Annotated in this window: 18 protein-coding genes; 6 read left to right on the top strand and 12 right to left on the bottom strand. The window is 62.0% G+C overall.

Translation table 11 applies throughout. The features are described 5' to 3' along the window. Positions 1–11: 11 nt before the first annotated feature. The 9 genes from PMI09_RS14355 to PMI09_RS14315 all read right to left on the bottom strand — a co-directional run bounded on the left by PMI09_RS14355 (position 12) and on the right by PMI09_RS14315 (position 8,824). A complete protein-coding gene (locus tag PMI09_RS14355; protein WP_007795090.1) occupies positions 12–779 on the bottom strand; it encodes a LamB/YcsF family protein in 768 nt (255 codons plus the stop codon). 10 nt (positions 780–789) lie between these two features. Further along, positions 790–1,782, bottom strand: coding sequence for a biotin-dependent carboxyltransferase family protein (locus PMI09_RS14350; RefSeq protein ID WP_007795087.1), 993 nt, complete (start codon positions 1,780–1,782; stop codon positions 790–792). Further along, on the bottom strand, positions 1,779–2,489 hold the full coding sequence (gene pxpB, locus PMI09_RS14345) for a 5-oxoprolinase subunit PxpB (RefSeq protein ID WP_007795084.1): 711 nt from the start codon (positions 2,487–2,489) through the stop codon (positions 1,779–1,781). Before pxpB ends, PMI09_RS14350 begins: the two co-directional genes overlap by 4 nt. Then, a complete protein-coding gene (locus tag PMI09_RS14340) occupies positions 2,486–2,953 on the bottom strand; it encodes an acetyl-CoA carboxylase biotin carboxyl carrier protein (protein WP_007795082.1) in 468 nt (155 codons plus the stop codon). Before PMI09_RS14340 ends, pxpB begins: the two co-directional genes overlap by 4 nt. Further along, positions 2,940–4,337 carry an acetyl-CoA carboxylase biotin carboxylase subunit gene (locus tag PMI09_RS14335; RefSeq protein ID WP_007795079.1) on the bottom strand — a complete coding sequence of 466 codons (1,398 nt, stop codon included), beginning with the start codon at positions 4,335–4,337 and terminating at the stop codon, positions 2,940–2,942. The genes PMI09_RS14340 and PMI09_RS14335 overlap by 14 nt, the downstream gene beginning before the upstream one ends. Then, the gene (locus PMI09_RS14330) at positions 4,337–4,756 is read right to left on the bottom strand and encodes an acetyl-CoA carboxylase biotin carboxyl carrier protein (protein ID WP_007795077.1); all 420 of its coding nucleotides are present in this window, start codon (positions 4,754–4,756) and stop codon (positions 4,337–4,339) included. Before PMI09_RS14330 ends, PMI09_RS14335 begins: the two co-directional genes overlap by 1 nt. A gap of 457 nt (positions 4,757–5,213) precedes the next feature. Then, positions 5,214–6,221 (bottom strand): alpha/beta hydrolase, encoded by a 1,008-nt coding sequence (locus tag PMI09_RS14325; RefSeq protein WP_037083113.1) that lies wholly within the window; start codon positions 6,219–6,221, stop codon positions 5,214–5,216. A gap of 217 nt (positions 6,222–6,438) precedes the next feature. After that, on the bottom strand, positions 6,439–7,269 hold the full coding sequence (locus tag PMI09_RS14320) for an endonuclease/exonuclease/phosphatase family protein (protein ID WP_007795070.1): 831 nt from the start codon (positions 7,267–7,269) through the stop codon (positions 6,439–6,441). 91 nt (positions 7,270–7,360) lie between these two features. Next, entirely contained in the window at positions 7,361–8,824 is a 1,464-nt protein-coding gene (locus tag PMI09_RS14315) for a phospholipase D-like domain-containing protein (RefSeq protein WP_007795065.1), read from the bottom strand. A 246-nt stretch (positions 8,825–9,070) separates the two neighbouring features. Here PMI09_RS14315 and PMI09_RS14310 point away from each other — a divergent pair, with 246 nt between their 5' ends. The 5 genes from PMI09_RS14310 to PMI09_RS14295 all read left to right on the top strand — a co-directional run bounded on the left by PMI09_RS14310 (position 9,071) and on the right by PMI09_RS14295 (position 11,876). Continuing rightward, a complete protein-coding gene (locus tag PMI09_RS14310) occupies positions 9,071–9,322 on the top strand; it encodes a DUF2934 domain-containing protein (protein WP_007795063.1) in 252 nt (83 codons plus the stop codon). A gap of 298 nt (positions 9,323–9,620) precedes the next feature. After that, positions 9,621–9,788 carry a hypothetical protein gene (locus PMI09_RS31740; protein WP_007795061.1) on the top strand — a complete coding sequence of 56 codons (168 nt, stop codon included), beginning with the start codon at positions 9,621–9,623 and terminating at the stop codon, positions 9,786–9,788. Between the two features lie 119 nt (positions 9,789–9,907). Then, positions 9,908–10,222, top strand: coding sequence for a hypothetical protein (locus tag PMI09_RS14305; RefSeq protein WP_007795058.1), 315 nt, complete (start codon positions 9,908–9,910; stop codon positions 10,220–10,222). Positions 10,223–10,251: 29 nt separating this feature from the next. Further along, positions 10,252–10,983, top strand: coding sequence for a glutathione S-transferase (locus tag PMI09_RS14300; protein WP_007795055.1), 732 nt, complete (start codon positions 10,252–10,254; stop codon positions 10,981–10,983). 98 nt (positions 10,984–11,081) lie between these two features. Then, a complete protein-coding gene (locus tag PMI09_RS14295; protein WP_007795052.1) occupies positions 11,082–11,876 on the top strand; it encodes an SDR family NAD(P)-dependent oxidoreductase in 795 nt (264 codons plus the stop codon). A 56-nt stretch (positions 11,877–11,932) separates the two neighbouring features. Here PMI09_RS14295 and pcaF read toward each other — a convergent pair whose 3' ends face one another. Genes pcaF through PMI09_RS14280 form a run of 3 tightly spaced genes read right to left on the bottom strand, consistent with a single transcriptional unit; the run spans position 11,933 to position 14,781 of the window. Beyond that, positions 11,933–13,138 carry a 3-oxoadipyl-CoA thiolase gene (gene pcaF, locus PMI09_RS14290; protein ID WP_007795050.1) on the bottom strand — a complete coding sequence of 402 codons (1,206 nt, stop codon included), beginning with the start codon at positions 13,136–13,138 and terminating at the stop codon, positions 11,933–11,935. Between the two features lies 1 nt (position 13,139). Continuing rightward, on the bottom strand, positions 13,140–13,922 hold the full coding sequence (locus PMI09_RS14285) for a CoA-transferase subunit beta (RefSeq protein WP_007795048.1): 783 nt from the start codon (positions 13,920–13,922) through the stop codon (positions 13,140–13,142). A gap of 10 nt (positions 13,923–13,932) precedes the next feature. After that, entirely contained in the window at positions 13,933–14,781 is an 849-nt protein-coding gene (locus PMI09_RS14280; RefSeq protein ID WP_007795045.1) for a CoA transferase subunit A, read from the bottom strand. Positions 14,782–14,907: 126 nt separating this feature from the next. Between PMI09_RS14280 and PMI09_RS14275 the strand changes: the two genes are divergently transcribed. Beyond that, positions 14,908–15,663 (top strand): IclR family transcriptional regulator domain-containing protein, encoded by a 756-nt coding sequence (locus tag PMI09_RS14275; protein ID WP_007795041.1) that lies wholly within the window; start codon positions 14,908–14,910, stop codon positions 15,661–15,663. Positions 15,664–15,701 lie beyond the last annotated feature (38 nt).

Here is a 15,701-nt window from a genome sequence, read left to right as displayed (position 1 = left end):
AGCGACGGGATTCATCGCAGGAGCTTGGAAACAGGCGTCACCGCGCCGCCGGCCGCCTCGATCTCGCGGCGGACGGTGCGAGCGAGGTCGAGCGAGCCCGGCGTATCGCTGTGCACGAGGATGGAACGCGCGCGCATGGGAATGACGGCTCCGTCGATGGCGGTGACAGTGCCGTCGAGGAGGAATTGCCGCACGCGGGTGCGCACTGCGGCCTCGTCCTTGACAAGTGCGCCCAGTTGGCCGCGCGGCACGAGCTTTCCTTCCGCGTCATAGGCGCGGTCGGCAAGGAAGAGGGTCAGCGTTTTCAGCCCGGCCTCAATCGCGGCGCGCTCGATGATGCTGTCGGCCGTGCCAAAGACGATAAGATCGGGGTCGACCGTACGGATCGCCGCCATCATTGCGGCAGCGAGCACCGGGTCACGGTTGACCATGTTGCCCATCGCAGCGTGGAAGCTGAGATGGGAAACCGTCACACCCTCGGCCTTGGCGATCGCGATCAGCGCGCCGAGCTGGTAGAGCAACTGCTGGCGCAGCTCGTCAGGGCCGAAGGGGAGTTCGCGGCGGCCGAAACCCTGCCGGTCGGGCAAGCCCGGATGCGCGCCTACATCCACTCCCCTCTCCCGTGCAAGGCGCACCATACGCGCCATCGTTTCGGGATCGCCGGCGTGGAAGCCGCAGGCGATGTTCGCGGAAGTGACGATATCCATCATCGCCTCGTCGTCGCAGAGCCGGTAGGGACCGAAACCCTCGCCCATGTCGGAATTGAGATCCACCTTCATGAAATTCTCCCTATGCCATCGCGCTAAGCGCCTGGCTGACCAGCCGGGCCGTCTGCCTGACGTCCTCGATATAGGCGGCAAGCGCCCCCTCGATGGCCTTCGCTTCCGCATGCGTGGCCGGTACGAAACGCAGCATCGAGCCGATGCGCGCTTGCCCCAGTCGCCAGAGATCGGCCTCGATGACACCCGCGATCTTCGGATAGCCGCCCGCCGTATTGGCGTCGCTCATCTGGACGATCGGCTCACCTGCCGGTGGCACCTGGACGACGCCGGGAACCACGCCGTGCGAGCGCATCTCCACCGTCTCCACCGGATGGATCGGATCGCCGCTTAGCCGATAACCGGTCCGGTCGCTGCGCGCCGAGATCTTCCACGGCTGGCTCCAGAAGCGCTCTGCATCGGCGCCGAAAAGATCATGGTCACCCGCTGGCAGGGCGCGGATCATGAACGAGCCGCCCTCACCGACGGGAAAGGCGTCCTTCAACACCACCGCCGGAGGAACGACGCCGAATCCGCCCTTTGGAAGAAAGGCTCCTGCCGCCGCGCCCGTCGCAACCTTGTCGCCTGTCGCAAGAACCCTGCCGTCAAGACCGCCGAAACCGCCGCGCAGCGACGTGCTCCGCGAGCCCATCACAGGCGCAACATCCATACCACCGGCAAGGCTGAGATAGGCTCTTGCCTCCTTGAGCGGTGGCGACAGTCCCAATACCTGACCGGCCTCGGCTTGCGCAGCCCACCAGGGCGGCAGGTTGATCCCGTCGAGCGTCGCCCGGCAATCCGCGCCGGTGACGGCGAAAGCACTTCGCGCGGCAAAGCGCACGCTGAAAGGAAAGGTCTGTACTTCGATGCCCGCAGCCTCTGGCGCATTGCCGACGAGGATATTGCCGATCAAAAGCGCAAGCGGATCCATCGCGCCGCACGCCGTGACCCCGACATTGCGATAGCCCGGACGGCCAAGGTCCTGGATGGTATTCAGCGGCCCTGTTGCGACGATATCGATCACAATTCGATCCTTTCGGGACGGAAACGCACAGTGTCGCCGGGGGCCATCATGGCCGGAGTGGCCGCGAGAGGGTCGAACATCTGCAGTTCGGCAAAGCCGATCGAATTCCAGCCATTCGGTCCCGTCAGCACCGCAACGCCCGTCTGCATGCCGCCGATCGTCACGCAGCCTCGCGCCATGCTGAGCGAGGGTACGGTCTTGCGCGGCATATGGATGCGCGGATCGAGCCCGTAGAGATAGCCGAAGCCCGGTGCACTGCCGAGGGCGAAGACGCGGTAGGTGCCTTCGTGATGGATGCGCACGACCTCCCGGTCGCTGAGGCCGGAAAGGTCGCACAGCGCCGGCAGGTCCGTCGCATGTTCGCCGCCATAGGTCACGACGATCTCGATGTCCCGGCCGGCTAGGTCGACGCCGCGTGCCCGCTTCCATTCCTCCTGAAGCTGGTGAACAATAATGTCCGGTGTCTCCGGCGTCTCCTTGAGGATCACCAGCAGGTTCGTCATGCCCGGCACGATTTCGGCGACCTCCTCTCGAACTTCGAGGGCGCGGGAGAGCGCCCAGATGCGCCGCTGGTTCGGCAGGTCGAAGGCGCCGGGCGCTTCCATGAGGAAGGCACGCGTGCCGATGAAGGAAATTTTCGCCAGTGCGTCTGTGTCCGGCACGATTGAGGCGGGTGACGCGAACGTAGTTGATTGCGGGAGGTTCATCGGGTGGACTCCGTCGTCAGAATAGCATCGCCGTAGCCGACGAGGTCTCCGGTGCGGGCATGGATTTCGGCGACGACGAACCCTTCGGGCGCGGTGACGGGCAAGAGCAGGGGCCCAACCTCGACGAAGCCGACAATGGCGCCTGCTTCGACCGCCCGACCCTCGCTGGCAAGCGGCGAAGCGTCGGCGCCGCCAGGATGCGTGCTGCGGAAGAAACCGGCCATCGGCGCCTTGATAGCGCAGCCTTCGGGCAGGGTTGCGCGCACCTCCGGGGCGGTTTCAAGCGCGTGCGCTGAGCGCGCACCGGGACTAAGAACAATCTTCAGCGCCCCGCCATCCTCCGTGAGAATTTCCAGCTCGCGCGCGCCGGAGGCTTCCAGCCACCCGGTGAGCGTGGAGATGAGAGCGGGATCGGAGAGATCGCCGATCGTGTTTCTGCCTGCCGAGCGGTCACGCCTGGACACGGGGTTCCTCCCTCAGCCGTTTTTCGAGATGATGGATATCGACACAGCCCCGGACGAAATCGGGATCGGCGAAGATCCTCTCGTGCAGCGGGAGGTTGGTGGAGATGCCCTCAATGCGAGTTTCCGACAAGGCGACCTGCATGCGCCGGATCGCCGCCGCACGGGTTGGTGCATGGACGATCAGCTTGGCGATCAGGGAATCGTAGTAGGGAGAGACGCGGTATCCGGCTGACACATGCGTATCGACGCGAATTCCCGGCCCGCTCGGGAAGCGCACCGCTGTAATGCGTCCGGGTGCGGCGACGAACGTGGCGGGATCCTCCGCATTGATACGGCATTCGAAGGCATGGCCGTGCGCCTCGCCGCGGAAGCGGGACGGACTGAGCATCTCCCCCTGCGCTGTTAGCAACTGCTCGTGCACGAGGTCGACACCAGCCGTCATCTCCGTGACGGGGTGCTCGACTTGCAAGCGGGTGTTCATCTCTATGAAGTAGAATTCACCGTGCTCGTAAAGGAATTCGAACGTGCCGACGCCGCGATAGCCGATGTGCCGGCAGGCCTCAGCACAGCGCTCACCGATCCTCTGCGCCAGTTCCGGCGCAATGGCGGGCGCGGGCGCCTCCTCCACAACCTTCTGGTGCCGCCGTTGGATGGAGCAGTCACGATGACCGACCCAGACGGCATTGCCGTGATTGTCACAGAGCATCTGGAACTCGACATGGCGCGGATGCTCCAGGAATTTCTCCATATAGAGCTCCGGCTTGCCGAAAGCGCGGCGCGCCTCTTCGCGGGTGATGGTGATCGCATCGGCGACCTCGGCGCTCTCGCGCACGACGCGCATGCCGCGCCCGCCCCCGCCGCCGGCCGCCTTGACGATGACCGGATAGCCGATCTCTTCTGCGATGGCGCGCACGGCCTCGGCATCCCCCGGCAGCGGCTCACCCGGCCCAGGCACGCAAGGCACGCCGGCTGCCATCATCGCTCGCTTGGCAGCGATCTTGTCGCCCATGATGCGGATCGCCGAAGCGGGCGGGCCTATGAAGACCAGTCCCGCCTTCTCGACCGCCTCGGCAAAGTCGGCATTTTCCGACAAGAACCCATAACCCGGATGGACTGCCTCGGCGCCCGTGACGCGCGCCGCAAGCAGGATGGCGGCCTGGTTGAGATAGCTTCGCGCCGGCGCCGATGGTCCGATCGAGAGCGGGCCGCCCTTTTCGCCCGGGGCACCCGTGGTCCGGTCGGCCTCGGACGCGACGAGGATCGGGCGCAGCCCCAGTTCGAGGCAGGCGCGCCGGATGCGAGCGGCGATTTCGCCGCGATTGGCGATCAATACGGACGTGAAGGAGTGGCCGCCTTGCCGGGCGGCGTGAAGGGGCGCGCGCATCAGCCGATCTCCACGAGCGGATCGCCGAAGTTCACTTCCTGCCCGTCTTCGAAGAAAATGCGCTTGACGACCCCGCTGAAGGGCGCCGGAACTGTGGTGAAGACCTTCATGGCTTCGACGATGCAGAGCGCCTGCCCCGCCTCGATGGCATCCCCGGCTGCGACGAGCGGCGCGGCGCCGGGGCTGTTGGACTGGTGCACGACGCCGGACAGTGGTGCGTGAACATAGCTCCGGTCTGGCTGTTCTTCCGGTGCCGCCGGCGCGATCCGCGCACTTTCCCACTGCGTCGCTGGACTGGGTTGAGACGAGGTCGGTGGATTGCGGACAATGATAGTCGTGCCGGCTTCGCTAACCGTCAGCTCCGAGACACCTGAACGCCCGACGAAGTCAAGTAGCGTCTTGATTTTTTGCAGATCCATGCTGTTCCCTAAGGCATCCAGGAAACCCGAGCGCCGCCCGATTGAGCTAAGATCTCTCTGGTTCGAATGGGGAAATCTTACACAGCATCTCGATTGATGGGGGCAGACAAACTTTGAATATGGCTGCTTCCAGCGCGCGGAATCGAACCGTCGAGCAGGCGAAAGAAGAACGGGTGGCGATGGCACATCAAAGGTAGATGGCCAGACTACTCGTTTCAGAAGTAAGCGAAACCAGCTTACGCGCCTGCGACCACGAAAGGCAAAGTTGGGCTGCCGGCGCGCTTGCATTAATCGAAAACTTTGCCGGAACCAGATCGGTGCTGGAGGACGAGCGAAGTGGAAAGAGCCAGCCAAATTTCGAAGCGGTCGGCTGCTTCGCTCGACGATCGGAAAAATATATAGCTATATCAATTGCTTGAAAAGGCGCTGGCCGTCGGTTGTACCGATATCGGGCAAACTACGGTTGTGGCTTGTCAGCAAAATGTTTAATCGCGTAATCCGCAATGCGCTGGTTCGACCTTCTTGCGTCATCGATCCAGAACGGGAAGAGCTGCCACTGATGGATCATGCCGGGCCAGATCTCGGTCTCGACATCGACGCCGGCCTTTCGGGCCGTATCGGCCAACCGCAAGGTGTCGTCCAGAAGCGCCTCGCCCGAACCGACCTGCATAAGCAATGGCGGAAACCCGGTCATATCACCGTAAAGGGGCGACACCATGGGATCAGCGGGCGAGCGTGTTCCGAGATAGGCCTTGCGTATGAGATCCAGTTGAGCTGCGTCGATCAGCGGATCGGTGCTGGCGTTCGCCATCAATGAAGCGCCTGTGGCGGCCAGGTCGGTGAGCGGGCTCATGGCAACCACGGCCGCGGGTAGCGGTCCCCTCACTCGCATCTGCCGCAGCGTGGCTTCAATCGCCAGGTTCCCGCCGACGGATTCGCCGACGAGCACGATGTTGTCGTTCTCGTAGCCGGAGTCGAGCAGCCACCGATAAGCGGTCAACGTATCATCGATCTGGGTCGGATACGGGTTGTCGGGCGCGAGCCGGTAGTCGATGAGAAGCACATCGGCTGACGCTGCCTTGGCCAGCGCGCCGGCTATTGCTCGGTGCGTGCGCAACGAACCGCTGTAAAAGCCGCCGCCGTGAACATAGAGAATGGCTCTCCGGCCGAGCGGATGATGCAGTCTTGCCGGCCAGATGAGCTGCGCATCGACACCGCCGGCATCGACGGACCTGATTTGGACGCGCGTCGGCTCGGGAGTGGATTCCATCAGGTCTTCGAAGGCTTGCCGCCGGTCGCGCAGGCTGTCGGCTTTGTGGTAGTACTGCCCCCACGTTTCGACGAGCTTCTCAATCTGTTGCTTTGAGGCTTCAGTCTGGGGTGGAGGGTCCTCGGCCCGGGCGGATGCCGGCAAAAGCGCGATGGCGAGGCCCGTCGCCAACCACGCGACCCTGCCTTTTGTCATCGCGGCGGCAATCGCCGCCGATGTACGCCCACGCAACACATCGGCCCCATGTCGCAAAGCCCCGGCCACAAGCACCACGCAACCTCCTCGTCCAAGGTGTCTGTCGAGATGAGCAGAAACCTGCCATGATCGCAGGCAGTGTCAAGGCTTCGACCGCGATCACGACGGTGCCGTGCGATGTGGATACAAAAGGAAGCGCAGAGATTGTCGATGAAGGCTAGCTCTTCGTGCTCAGCTCCTCCACCCGCTTGAGATTGACCACTGCCTTGACCGGCAGGTGATCGGAAGCGACGCGGGCGAGCGGCGTGTCGTGGGCTTCGACTGCTGTCACGACGCCCTTGCGGTTTGCCATGATACGATCGAGAGCGAGCACGGGAAGTCGTGCAGGAAAGCTTGGAACTGCCATAGGCTGCGGACCAAACGCGGACTGGAACGTGTGCAACGATGAACGGTCGCCAAGTCGCCATTCATTGAGGTCGCCGAGCAGGATGGTCGGGACCTCGCTCTTCCTGGCCATCAGCTCGACCAGCATCTTGGCCTGCTGCGCGCGCGAATGGCGAAGCAGGCCGAAATGGGCGGCGATGATGCGCAAGGCCCCGCCGCTCTCCAGATCAAGCTCGGCAACAAGCGCGCCGCGCGGCTCCAGCCCAGGGAGGTTGATCTGGTGAACATCGCGGACCAACCCCTTCTTGAAGAGCACAACATTGCCGTGCCAGCCGTGAGCCTTTGCCATGCCGTTAACCGGCACCGGGATCAGTCCGGTCTCCCGTTCCAATCTGCCAAGATCGAGAATGCCCGTACGCTCGCCAAATCGGGTGTCGGCTTCCTGCAGCGCGATCACATCGGCATCGATTTCGTGGATGACGCGGCTGGTGCGTTCCGGGTCGAAGCGCCGGTCGTTGCCGACGCATTTGTGGACGTTGTAGGAAGCTATTAGAGTGCCATCCGAGCGCGGTTTTTCCTCCGAATGTGCTGCATCCAACCGCCTTTTTCGATTGCGGATCGACGCAAGTATTTTGGCCGGCAGGCTTTCTTTTCTGGCATGCATCGGAGTTTGCTGGCGCCCCGTTGATCGAAGAGTTCTAACCGGATTATAGGCCGGGCATTGGAAGTTGCCACGTCATAACCCCAGAAATCCGCTACAAGTAAGGCGATCCGAGCCACAGGACCTTCTCAATCAGCCGGACTGGGAAAGGACGCGCGCGTAGCCCCTGCAGCGTGACCGGCGAAGCCGATTTGATGGCTTCGTCGATACGCTCGTCGATTTCGTTGGCAAAGCCTTCGTTCAGCACTTCCAGGTCGATCTCGAAATTCAGCCGCAGCGATCTCGGATCGAGGTTGGACGACCCGACATAGGACCAGACCCCGTCGATCGACAGCAGTTTGGAGTGGCTGAAGGCGCCGCTGGAGCGCCAGATGCGGCAATAGCTGCTGAGGATCTGATCGAATTGCGCGGTCATCGCCCGGTCGACCAAAACGAGGTTGTTGACAGCCGGAATGATGATATCAACCTCGACACCACGTCGTGCCGCTGTCGCCAGTGCACTGATCAGCTCGCGGTCCGGCAGGAAGTAGGGGGACATGATGCGGATCGATTTGCGCGCAATGGAGAAGGCGCCCATCAGCATCTTGTGGTTCGTCTCGATGCTTCGGTCTGGCCCGGAGGCCACGACGCGGATGAAGACGGGATCGCCGGGCTGCCGTTCGGGCATCGCGGTTCGCCATGCCTCCCCTTGCAGGATCTCTCCGGTGGTGAAGCGCCAGTCCTCGGCCGCGACGTTGAGGAGATCGGCGACAACAGGCCCGGTGACGCTGAAATGGGTGTCGCGGGCGAAGTTCTCTCCGGCCATTTCGCGTGTGAAACCTGCCCGGATGTTCATGCCGCCCGTCAGCGCGATGCGGCCATCGGCAATGAGGATCTTGCGGTGGGTGCGCAGGTTCGCATAGGGCAAACGCAACCCGATGATGACGTTTCCATTGAAGACCGAGACGGTAACGCCGCCATCGGCAAGGTAACCGAGTATGCTCGGCACGGAATAGCGGGCGCCGACGGCATCGATCAGCACGCGTACCTCGACACCCCGCTTTACCGCGGCAATGAGGGAATCGGCTATCCTCAGTCCGATTGGATCACGGTCAAAGATGTAAGTCTCAAGGAGAACGCTCCGCTTGGCGCTGTCGATCGCCGCCTTCATTGCGCCATAGCAGTCGTCGCCCGTCTCCAGCATGTCGATCGCGTTGCCGGTTGCGAGCGGATTGCGGGCGACGCGGTCACCGAGCGTCTGGAGGGCGGCGAAGCGACGGCCGAAACCGCTGATGACGATATCGGTGTCGGCGTCGAAGCTTTCCAGCTCATCGAGGTCCGCTTCGGGGATCAGGGCATCGCGCCGAAGGCTGAGCGAAGCGCGGCGGATACGATTGATGCCGGCGAGCGCATAGAGTACGGCGCCGATGATCGGCGAGAGGATGATCACGCCGACCCAGCCGATCGCGGCGCGCACCTCCTCCTTGGTCATGGCTGCGTGGATCGCTGCCGCGGCGCCCATGGCGAGCGAAACAACGAATAGAATATGCGGCCAATAGGTCGATATGAGATAAAACATTGCATTGAACTATAACGCTAAAGCTGCGGCGTTCAATTGTGCACCCATGGTCGTGAAGTGGCCCGCCTTTCTTGCGTCAAATCGTTCGCCCGGAAGCAAAAATGCGCGCGCCGTTCAATGGCTGAATGCTGCAATGCAGAATTTCTTTTTGCAGCGTGTCAAAAATTGCTTGAATCAGCGTGATTCCTCTGGAACTCTGGCGCCAGTATCGCGTTAGACCACGGGCATTATCTGAGGAGATCGGCGATGACAGAAACTCGCGAAGAGTGGATCAAGAAACGTGCCTATGCGCTTTGGGAAGAGGAAGGGCGGCCAGCGGGACGAGATTTCGCACATTGGGAGCAAGCCCGGGCCGAGCGCCAGGCGCTTGAAGGGTCCGCCGCATCTCTGGATGGCAAGGAAGTGAAGACGCGCAAGCGCGCCACCTCCTCTCCAAAAGCGAATGGCGCCGCGAAGGCTGCGGCTCCGAAGAAAACAGCCAGCCGCAAATCGGCGTGACCATCTGGTTTCGACTGTGACGGAGGATCACGGTGGCGCTCTCCGTCACATGATTGCATTGCTTCTGCTCTATCGATTTCCAAGGGAGCGCGAAGGGCGCTTCGGGGGACGAACCACAGATGAACCCGCATAGCTTTGACGTAGCGGAAAAAATGCTGCGGCGGCAATTGGCAATGGAACCAAACTCCCACCCGGATGTTGATAGCGGCAGTGGGAGCATCGGCATGAGCAGAAGCTACTTCGCACATCCTTGTTCGTATCGGGAGTGCTATCCCTTCATTGCGCCGTTGAGGGTAGAATGACCGTTCTCGTCATCGCCGCTATCACCTATCTGGCCCTCGCGCTGATCCTTGTCTATGCGATCGACAACCTGGTCGCATTGTTCTTCCCTGACACACGGTCTGCGCTGCATTTTCGCACCTTCGAAAAGATGATGGCGGCTTCGCGCAAGTACTATCGCAAATAGGCCGACGGGGTCGCAGTGCCTCTTTTCAAAGTCGCCAGGCGGCCGCCCGTGCATTGACGCGTCGCTGGAACTTTTCACGAAGTTGTTGGTTGCCTTTTTTTGTCGGAAAGGAAGCAGTCATGCCAAGAGGCGATAAGTCCGCTTATACGGACAAGCAAAAGCGCAAGGCCGAACACATCGAGGAAGGCTACGAGGAACGCGGCGTTTCCACCAAGGAGGCCGAACGGCGGGCGTGGGCGACGGTCAACAAGGAAAGCGGCGGCGGCAACAAATCCGGTTCCGGCCGGGGCAAGAAGGATACCCACGAGGCATCCGAAAAGGGTGGGCGCAAAGGCGGTGCCGCCTCCGCATCGCGCTCCGCAGCCGAGCGCTCCGCTTCCGCAAAGAAGGCCGCTGCGACCCGCAAGCGCAACGAGCAGCATACGCATCACTGATGACTGATGCTGGCCACCGGGAGGAACTTATGGCGTATGAACTCTATTATTGGGATGGTATTCAAGGCCGTGGCGAGTTCGTGCGCCTGGCGTTGGAAGACGCCCTGGCGGACTATGTCGACGTGTCCAGACAGTCCGGACGCGGGATGGGCACGGGCGCCATGCTGGAGCTTATGAGGAGCAAGAATGAACCCCACATTCCATTCGCGCCACCGTTTCTCAAAGATGGCGAGCTTATTGTCTCGCATGTGGCCAACATTCTTTTCTATCTCGGTCCGAAACTCGCTCTTGCGCCGGACGATGAAAAGCTGCGTTACGTCGCCAACGGCTTGCAGCTGACGATCACGGATCTGGTGGCGGAGGTGCACGACACGCATCACCCCATCGCGACATCGCTCTACTACGAGGATCAGAAGGAAGCGGCAAAAGCCCGCTCCCAAGCTTTTATCGTTGAACGCATTCCGAAATTTCTCGGTTACTTCGAACAAGTGCTGCAACAAAATCAAAGGGGATTAAGCCACATCGTCGGCGATACGCTGAGCTACGTCGATCTGTCGCTATTTCAGGTGATTGAGGGTCTGCGGTATGCCTTTCCGAAAGCCATGAATGCCTATGCGGCTAACTATCCGGGGCTGACAGGGCTGCACGATGCTGTCGCCAAGCGGCCGAACATCGCCGCGTATTTACGGTCGGAACGCCGGCTCGCCTTCAACGAGGAAGGGATCTTTCGGCACTATCCGGAACTCGATCTGGCGCCATAGCGGATATGGCATTGCCCCGTGTCGATGGTGGCTGATAAGCTCCTTGCAACCAACTTGCCCTCACCCGTCCCATCAATTTCCTGGAGGCTATCGCTGCCATGGCAAATCTTGCTCAATTGCTTGCATCCATCAAAATTCCGGACCTTGCCGGCAAGGCGGTGCTGATCACCGGCGCTTCGACTGGTATCGGGGCAGCGCTTGCGCCAGCCTTTGCCGCCCAGGAGATGAAGGTCGGCATTCACTACAATGCGAGCCGGGAGCCCGCTGAAGCGCTTGCCGACGAAATACGGGCAGCTGGTGGTACCGTGCACCTCGTTCATGGCGACGTATCGAAGGAGGGCGAGACGGAACGCGTCGTCGAGGAGACGGCCAGAACCTTCGGGCATCTCGACGGGCTGATCAACAATGCCGGCGGCATGCTTGGCCGCAAGCCGACCGCCGAATATACCGACGAACACTACACGAAGGTCATGGATCTGAACGCGCGCTCGGTGCTTGCCGCCACGCGCGCAGCCCATCCCTGGCTGAAGAAACAGGGCGGCTTCATCATCAACACGACCTCGATTGCGGCGCGCAACGGCGGTGGCAACGGAGCCGTGCTCTATGCTGCGTCAAAGGGGTTCGTCTCGACCATTACCCGCGGCCATGCCAAGGAGTTCGTTCCCGATCGCATCCGTGTCAATGCGGTGGCGCCCGGTGTTATCGCCACGCCGTTTCATGATCGCTATACGAACGACGAGCAGATGGAGATCCAACGCAAATCCATTCCGATGGGGTTCGTCGGGACGCCCGAGGATTGTGTCGGCGCCTATCTCTTCCTCGCTTCTCCGACGCTCTCAGGCTACGTGACCGGACAGGTCATCGAGGTTAATGGTGGCCAGTTGATGCCGTAAGACAGGCGCCAAGCGGAAACGGCGCGGCATCCCCCGCCGTTTCCTTTTGCAACATTTCAGACCCGCTCGAGGGCAATTGCAATTCCCTGGCCGACGCCGATGCACATGGTCGAGAGAGAATAGCGTCCACCGGTTTGGCGCAGCTCGAGCGCAGCGGTGCCGGTGATGCGCGCGCCGGACATGCCAAGCGGATGGCCAAGCGCGATCGCCCCGCCATTTCGGTTGACGCGGCCGTCGTCATCGGCAATGCCGAGTTCGCGCAGAACTGCCAGCCCCTGCGACGCAAAGGCCTCGTTGAGTTCGATCACATCGAACTGGTCCTGTGTCATTCCGAGCCGGGCCATCAGCTTTCGCGAGGCTGGAACAGGGCCGATGCCCATGATACGCGGCGGCACGGCGCCGGTTGCTCCGCCAAGGATGCGGGCGATTGGCGTCAGCCCATGTTTCCTGGCAGCAGCCTCGCTCGCGATGACAAGGGCAGCAGCGCCATCGTTGACGCCGGATGCGTTGCCGGCCGTCACCGATCCGCCTTCCTTCCTGAAGGGAGTGGAAAGCTTGGCAAGCGCTTCCATCGTCGTTGCGCGCGGATGTTCGTCCTTCTCAACGATCATGGGTTCGCCCTTGCGCTGGGCGATGGAGACGGAGGTGATCTCCTTTGCCAGCCGGCCATTGGCCTGCGCGGCGGCGGCCTTGGCCTGACTGCGAACGGCAAAGGCGTCCTGGTCCTCGCGCGAAACCTTGTAGTCCTCGGCGACGTTTTCGCCCGTCTCCGGCATCGAGTCGACGCCGTACTGCTTCTTCATCAGGGGATTGATGAAGCGCCAGCCGATCGTGGTGTCGTAGATCTCGGCATTGCGCGAAAAGGCCGTCTCGGCCTTCGGCATGACGAAGGGTGCGCGCGACATGCTTTCCACGCCGCCGGCAATCATCAGGTCCGCTTCGCCGGCACGGATCGCACGGGCTGCCGCAATCACGGCATCCATACCCGAACCGCATAGGCGGTTGATTGTTGTGCCGGACACGCAGACGGGCAGGCCAGCGAGCAGCGACGACATGCGGGCAACGTTGCGGTTGTCCTCGCCGGCCTGGTTGGCGCAGCCGAAGATGACGTCGTCGACGGTTTCCCAATCGACCTTGCCGTTGCGCTCCAGCAGCGCCTTCAGTGGTACGGCGCCGAGGTCATCGGCGCGAACGGTCGAGAGCGAGCCGCCAAAGCGGCCGATCGGCGTGCGGATATAGTCACAGATGTAAGCGTCAGCCATTCTACGCGGCCTCCTTGTCGCCCTGATGGGCTTTCTTGGTGCGCGCATTGATGTCGCGCAGCGTCGCAAGTTCGATTTCGGTTGGAACCGGCGTCTCGATCACATGGTCGGCGAACTTGATCACCCAGCCGCAGTTCTCGACGATCTGCTCCCGGTTGACGCCATGATGGATCGAGACAACGGTGAGTTCTTTCGTCACCGGAGCCGGCTCGAGAATGCACAGATCGGTGATAACGCGGGTCGGGCCCTTGGTCTTCATGCCGAGGCGCTCTCGGTGATCGCCGCCTTCGCCGTGACCCATCGAGGTGATGAAGGGTAGTTTCTCCACGAAGCCACGCTTGGAAAGCGCCATGGTGATGAAGATCTGGCCGCAATTGCTGGCGATCTCCGGCGCCCCGCCGCCACCCGGCAGGCGAACCTTGGGATGGTCATAGGGACCGACGACCGTGGTGTTCAGGTTGGCGAACTTGTCGATCTGGGCACCGCCGAGGAAGCCGGTGGTGATGCGGCCGCCCTGCAGCCAGTAGCGGAACATTTCCGGCACCGAGACGGTAAAGAGTGCAGTGTCGCAAAGTTCGCCATCGCCGATCGAGAGCGGCAGCACATCCGGCTTCGTACCGACCGTGCCGCTCTCGTAGATGAGCGTGATATCAGGTGCATGGGTCAGGCGTGCAACGTTGCAGGCGGCCGACGGCGCGCCGATGCCGACGAAGCAGACATCGTCATTGGTCAGCGCGCGCGCTGCGGCAATGGTCATCATTTCGGTGGGGGTAAAGTCGTTCATCCTGGCCTCCTCACGCAACCTTCTTGGCATGCTTGGCGAAGTCTTCGGGGCTTGCCTGCATGACGTTCTCGTCGATCCATTTCAGGAAGGTGTCGCGATCGCGGGCGATCTCGTCCCAAGCGATGTAGAAGGCATTGGAGCGCGGATAGTAGCCCTGTGCATAGGACGGGAATGCGCCGCCTGGAACTTTCGCGACGGCGGTTACAGCCCAGGTCGGCAGCACGACGGAGTTCGGCGATGGCGGGTCGAGCGCGTCGACGATCTCCTCGACCGTCACGATCGAGCGTCTGGCGGCGAGAACCGCCTCCTTCTGGACGCCGACAATGCCTTCGAGCAGGACGTTGCCCTTGCGGTCGGCCCGCAGCGCGTGAATGATCGTGACATCGGGGCGAATGGCCGGAACGGCGGCAAGGACCTCGCCCGTGAACGGGCATGTCACGGTTTTGATGTTCGGATTGACCTTCGGAAGATCGGCGCCGATGTAGCCGCGCAGCGCTGCGAAGGGCAGGTTCGCAGCGCCTGCCTCGTAGGCATTGGCCATGGCGGCATGGCTGTGTTCTTCAATCTCCAGCGGCCGCGGCCACTGATTTTCTACGGCATCGCGGAAACGGTGCAACGAGCCAACGCCCGGATTGCCGCCCCAGGAGAATTTCATGCCGCGCGCAGCTCCGACCCCGATCAGTTGGTCGTAGAGAATGTCCGGGGTCATGCGGATCAGGAAAAGGTCCCTCTTGCCCTGGCGGATCACCTCGTGGCCGGCGGCATAGGGGATGAGATGGGTGAAGCCCTCCATGGCGACGGTGTCGCCATCCCTTATGTTCTCGGCGACGGCTTCCTTCAACGATACGATCTTCGCCATATGGCCTCCCGCAATCTGCTGTCGAATGCGCGCCAATAAGCGCCTCCGCAAAACCGTCGTCAAATATTTTGTGCGTTATTTGACATTTGTTCGTATATCGCACAAACTGCAGCAAGGAGAACGGCGATGCGTGAAACTGATTTTGTCAGCGGGTTTGCTCGAGGATTGAAGGTGATCGAAGCCTTCGAGGAGACGCGCCAGCGTCTTTCGATTGCGCAGGCCGCGAAGCTGACCGGCCTCGACCGCGCCACGGTTCGGCGCTCATTGCTGACACTCGCCGAGCTCGGCTATGCCGACTACGACGGCAAGTTCTTCGCCCTGACGCCGAAGATCCTGCGTCTAGGGCATGCCTACCTCTCGGCAACGCCCCTACCCGTCCTAATTCAGCCGCATCTGGATCAACTGTCAGAAAAAGCCGGGCAGAGCGCATCTGCCTCCGTGCTCGACAACACGGAAATCGTCTACATCGCGCGCGCCTCGCAGCGTCGTGTCATGTCGATCAACCTGACGCCTGGCAGCCGTCTTCCCGCCTTCTGTGCCTCGATGGGGCGTGTCCTGTTGGCAGCGCTCCCAGAGGCAGACGCCAGAGCAATCCTTGCCCGCACCGACCTCAAGCCCAATACGCCGAACACCAAGACGGATGTCGAGGAACTGGTGACCGAATTCCGGCGCGTGCGCGCGCAGGGTTACGCCGTGATCGATCAGGAGCTGGAAATCGGCCTTTGCTCTATTGCAGTTCCTGTCGAGAACGATCGCGGGCAAACGGTGGCGGCAATCAACATCGGCGCGCCGGCCGCGCACGCGCCAGCCGCGGACATGCCGGCTCGCTACCTGCCACTGCTCAGGGAGACACAAAAGGCGCTGCGCCTCGTGCTGCGCTAGGCTCGGCGCTCACAAATCAGAGCTAGAAGATGCTGGCA

Origin of the sequence: Rhizobium sp. CF122 (assembly GCF_000282035.1) — a bacterium.
Classification (GTDB): Bacteria; Pseudomonadota; Alphaproteobacteria; order Rhizobiales; family Rhizobiaceae; genus Rhizobium.
Note: the sequence above shows the minus strand (reverse complement) of the source record. Positions and strands in the feature narration are given on the sequence as shown.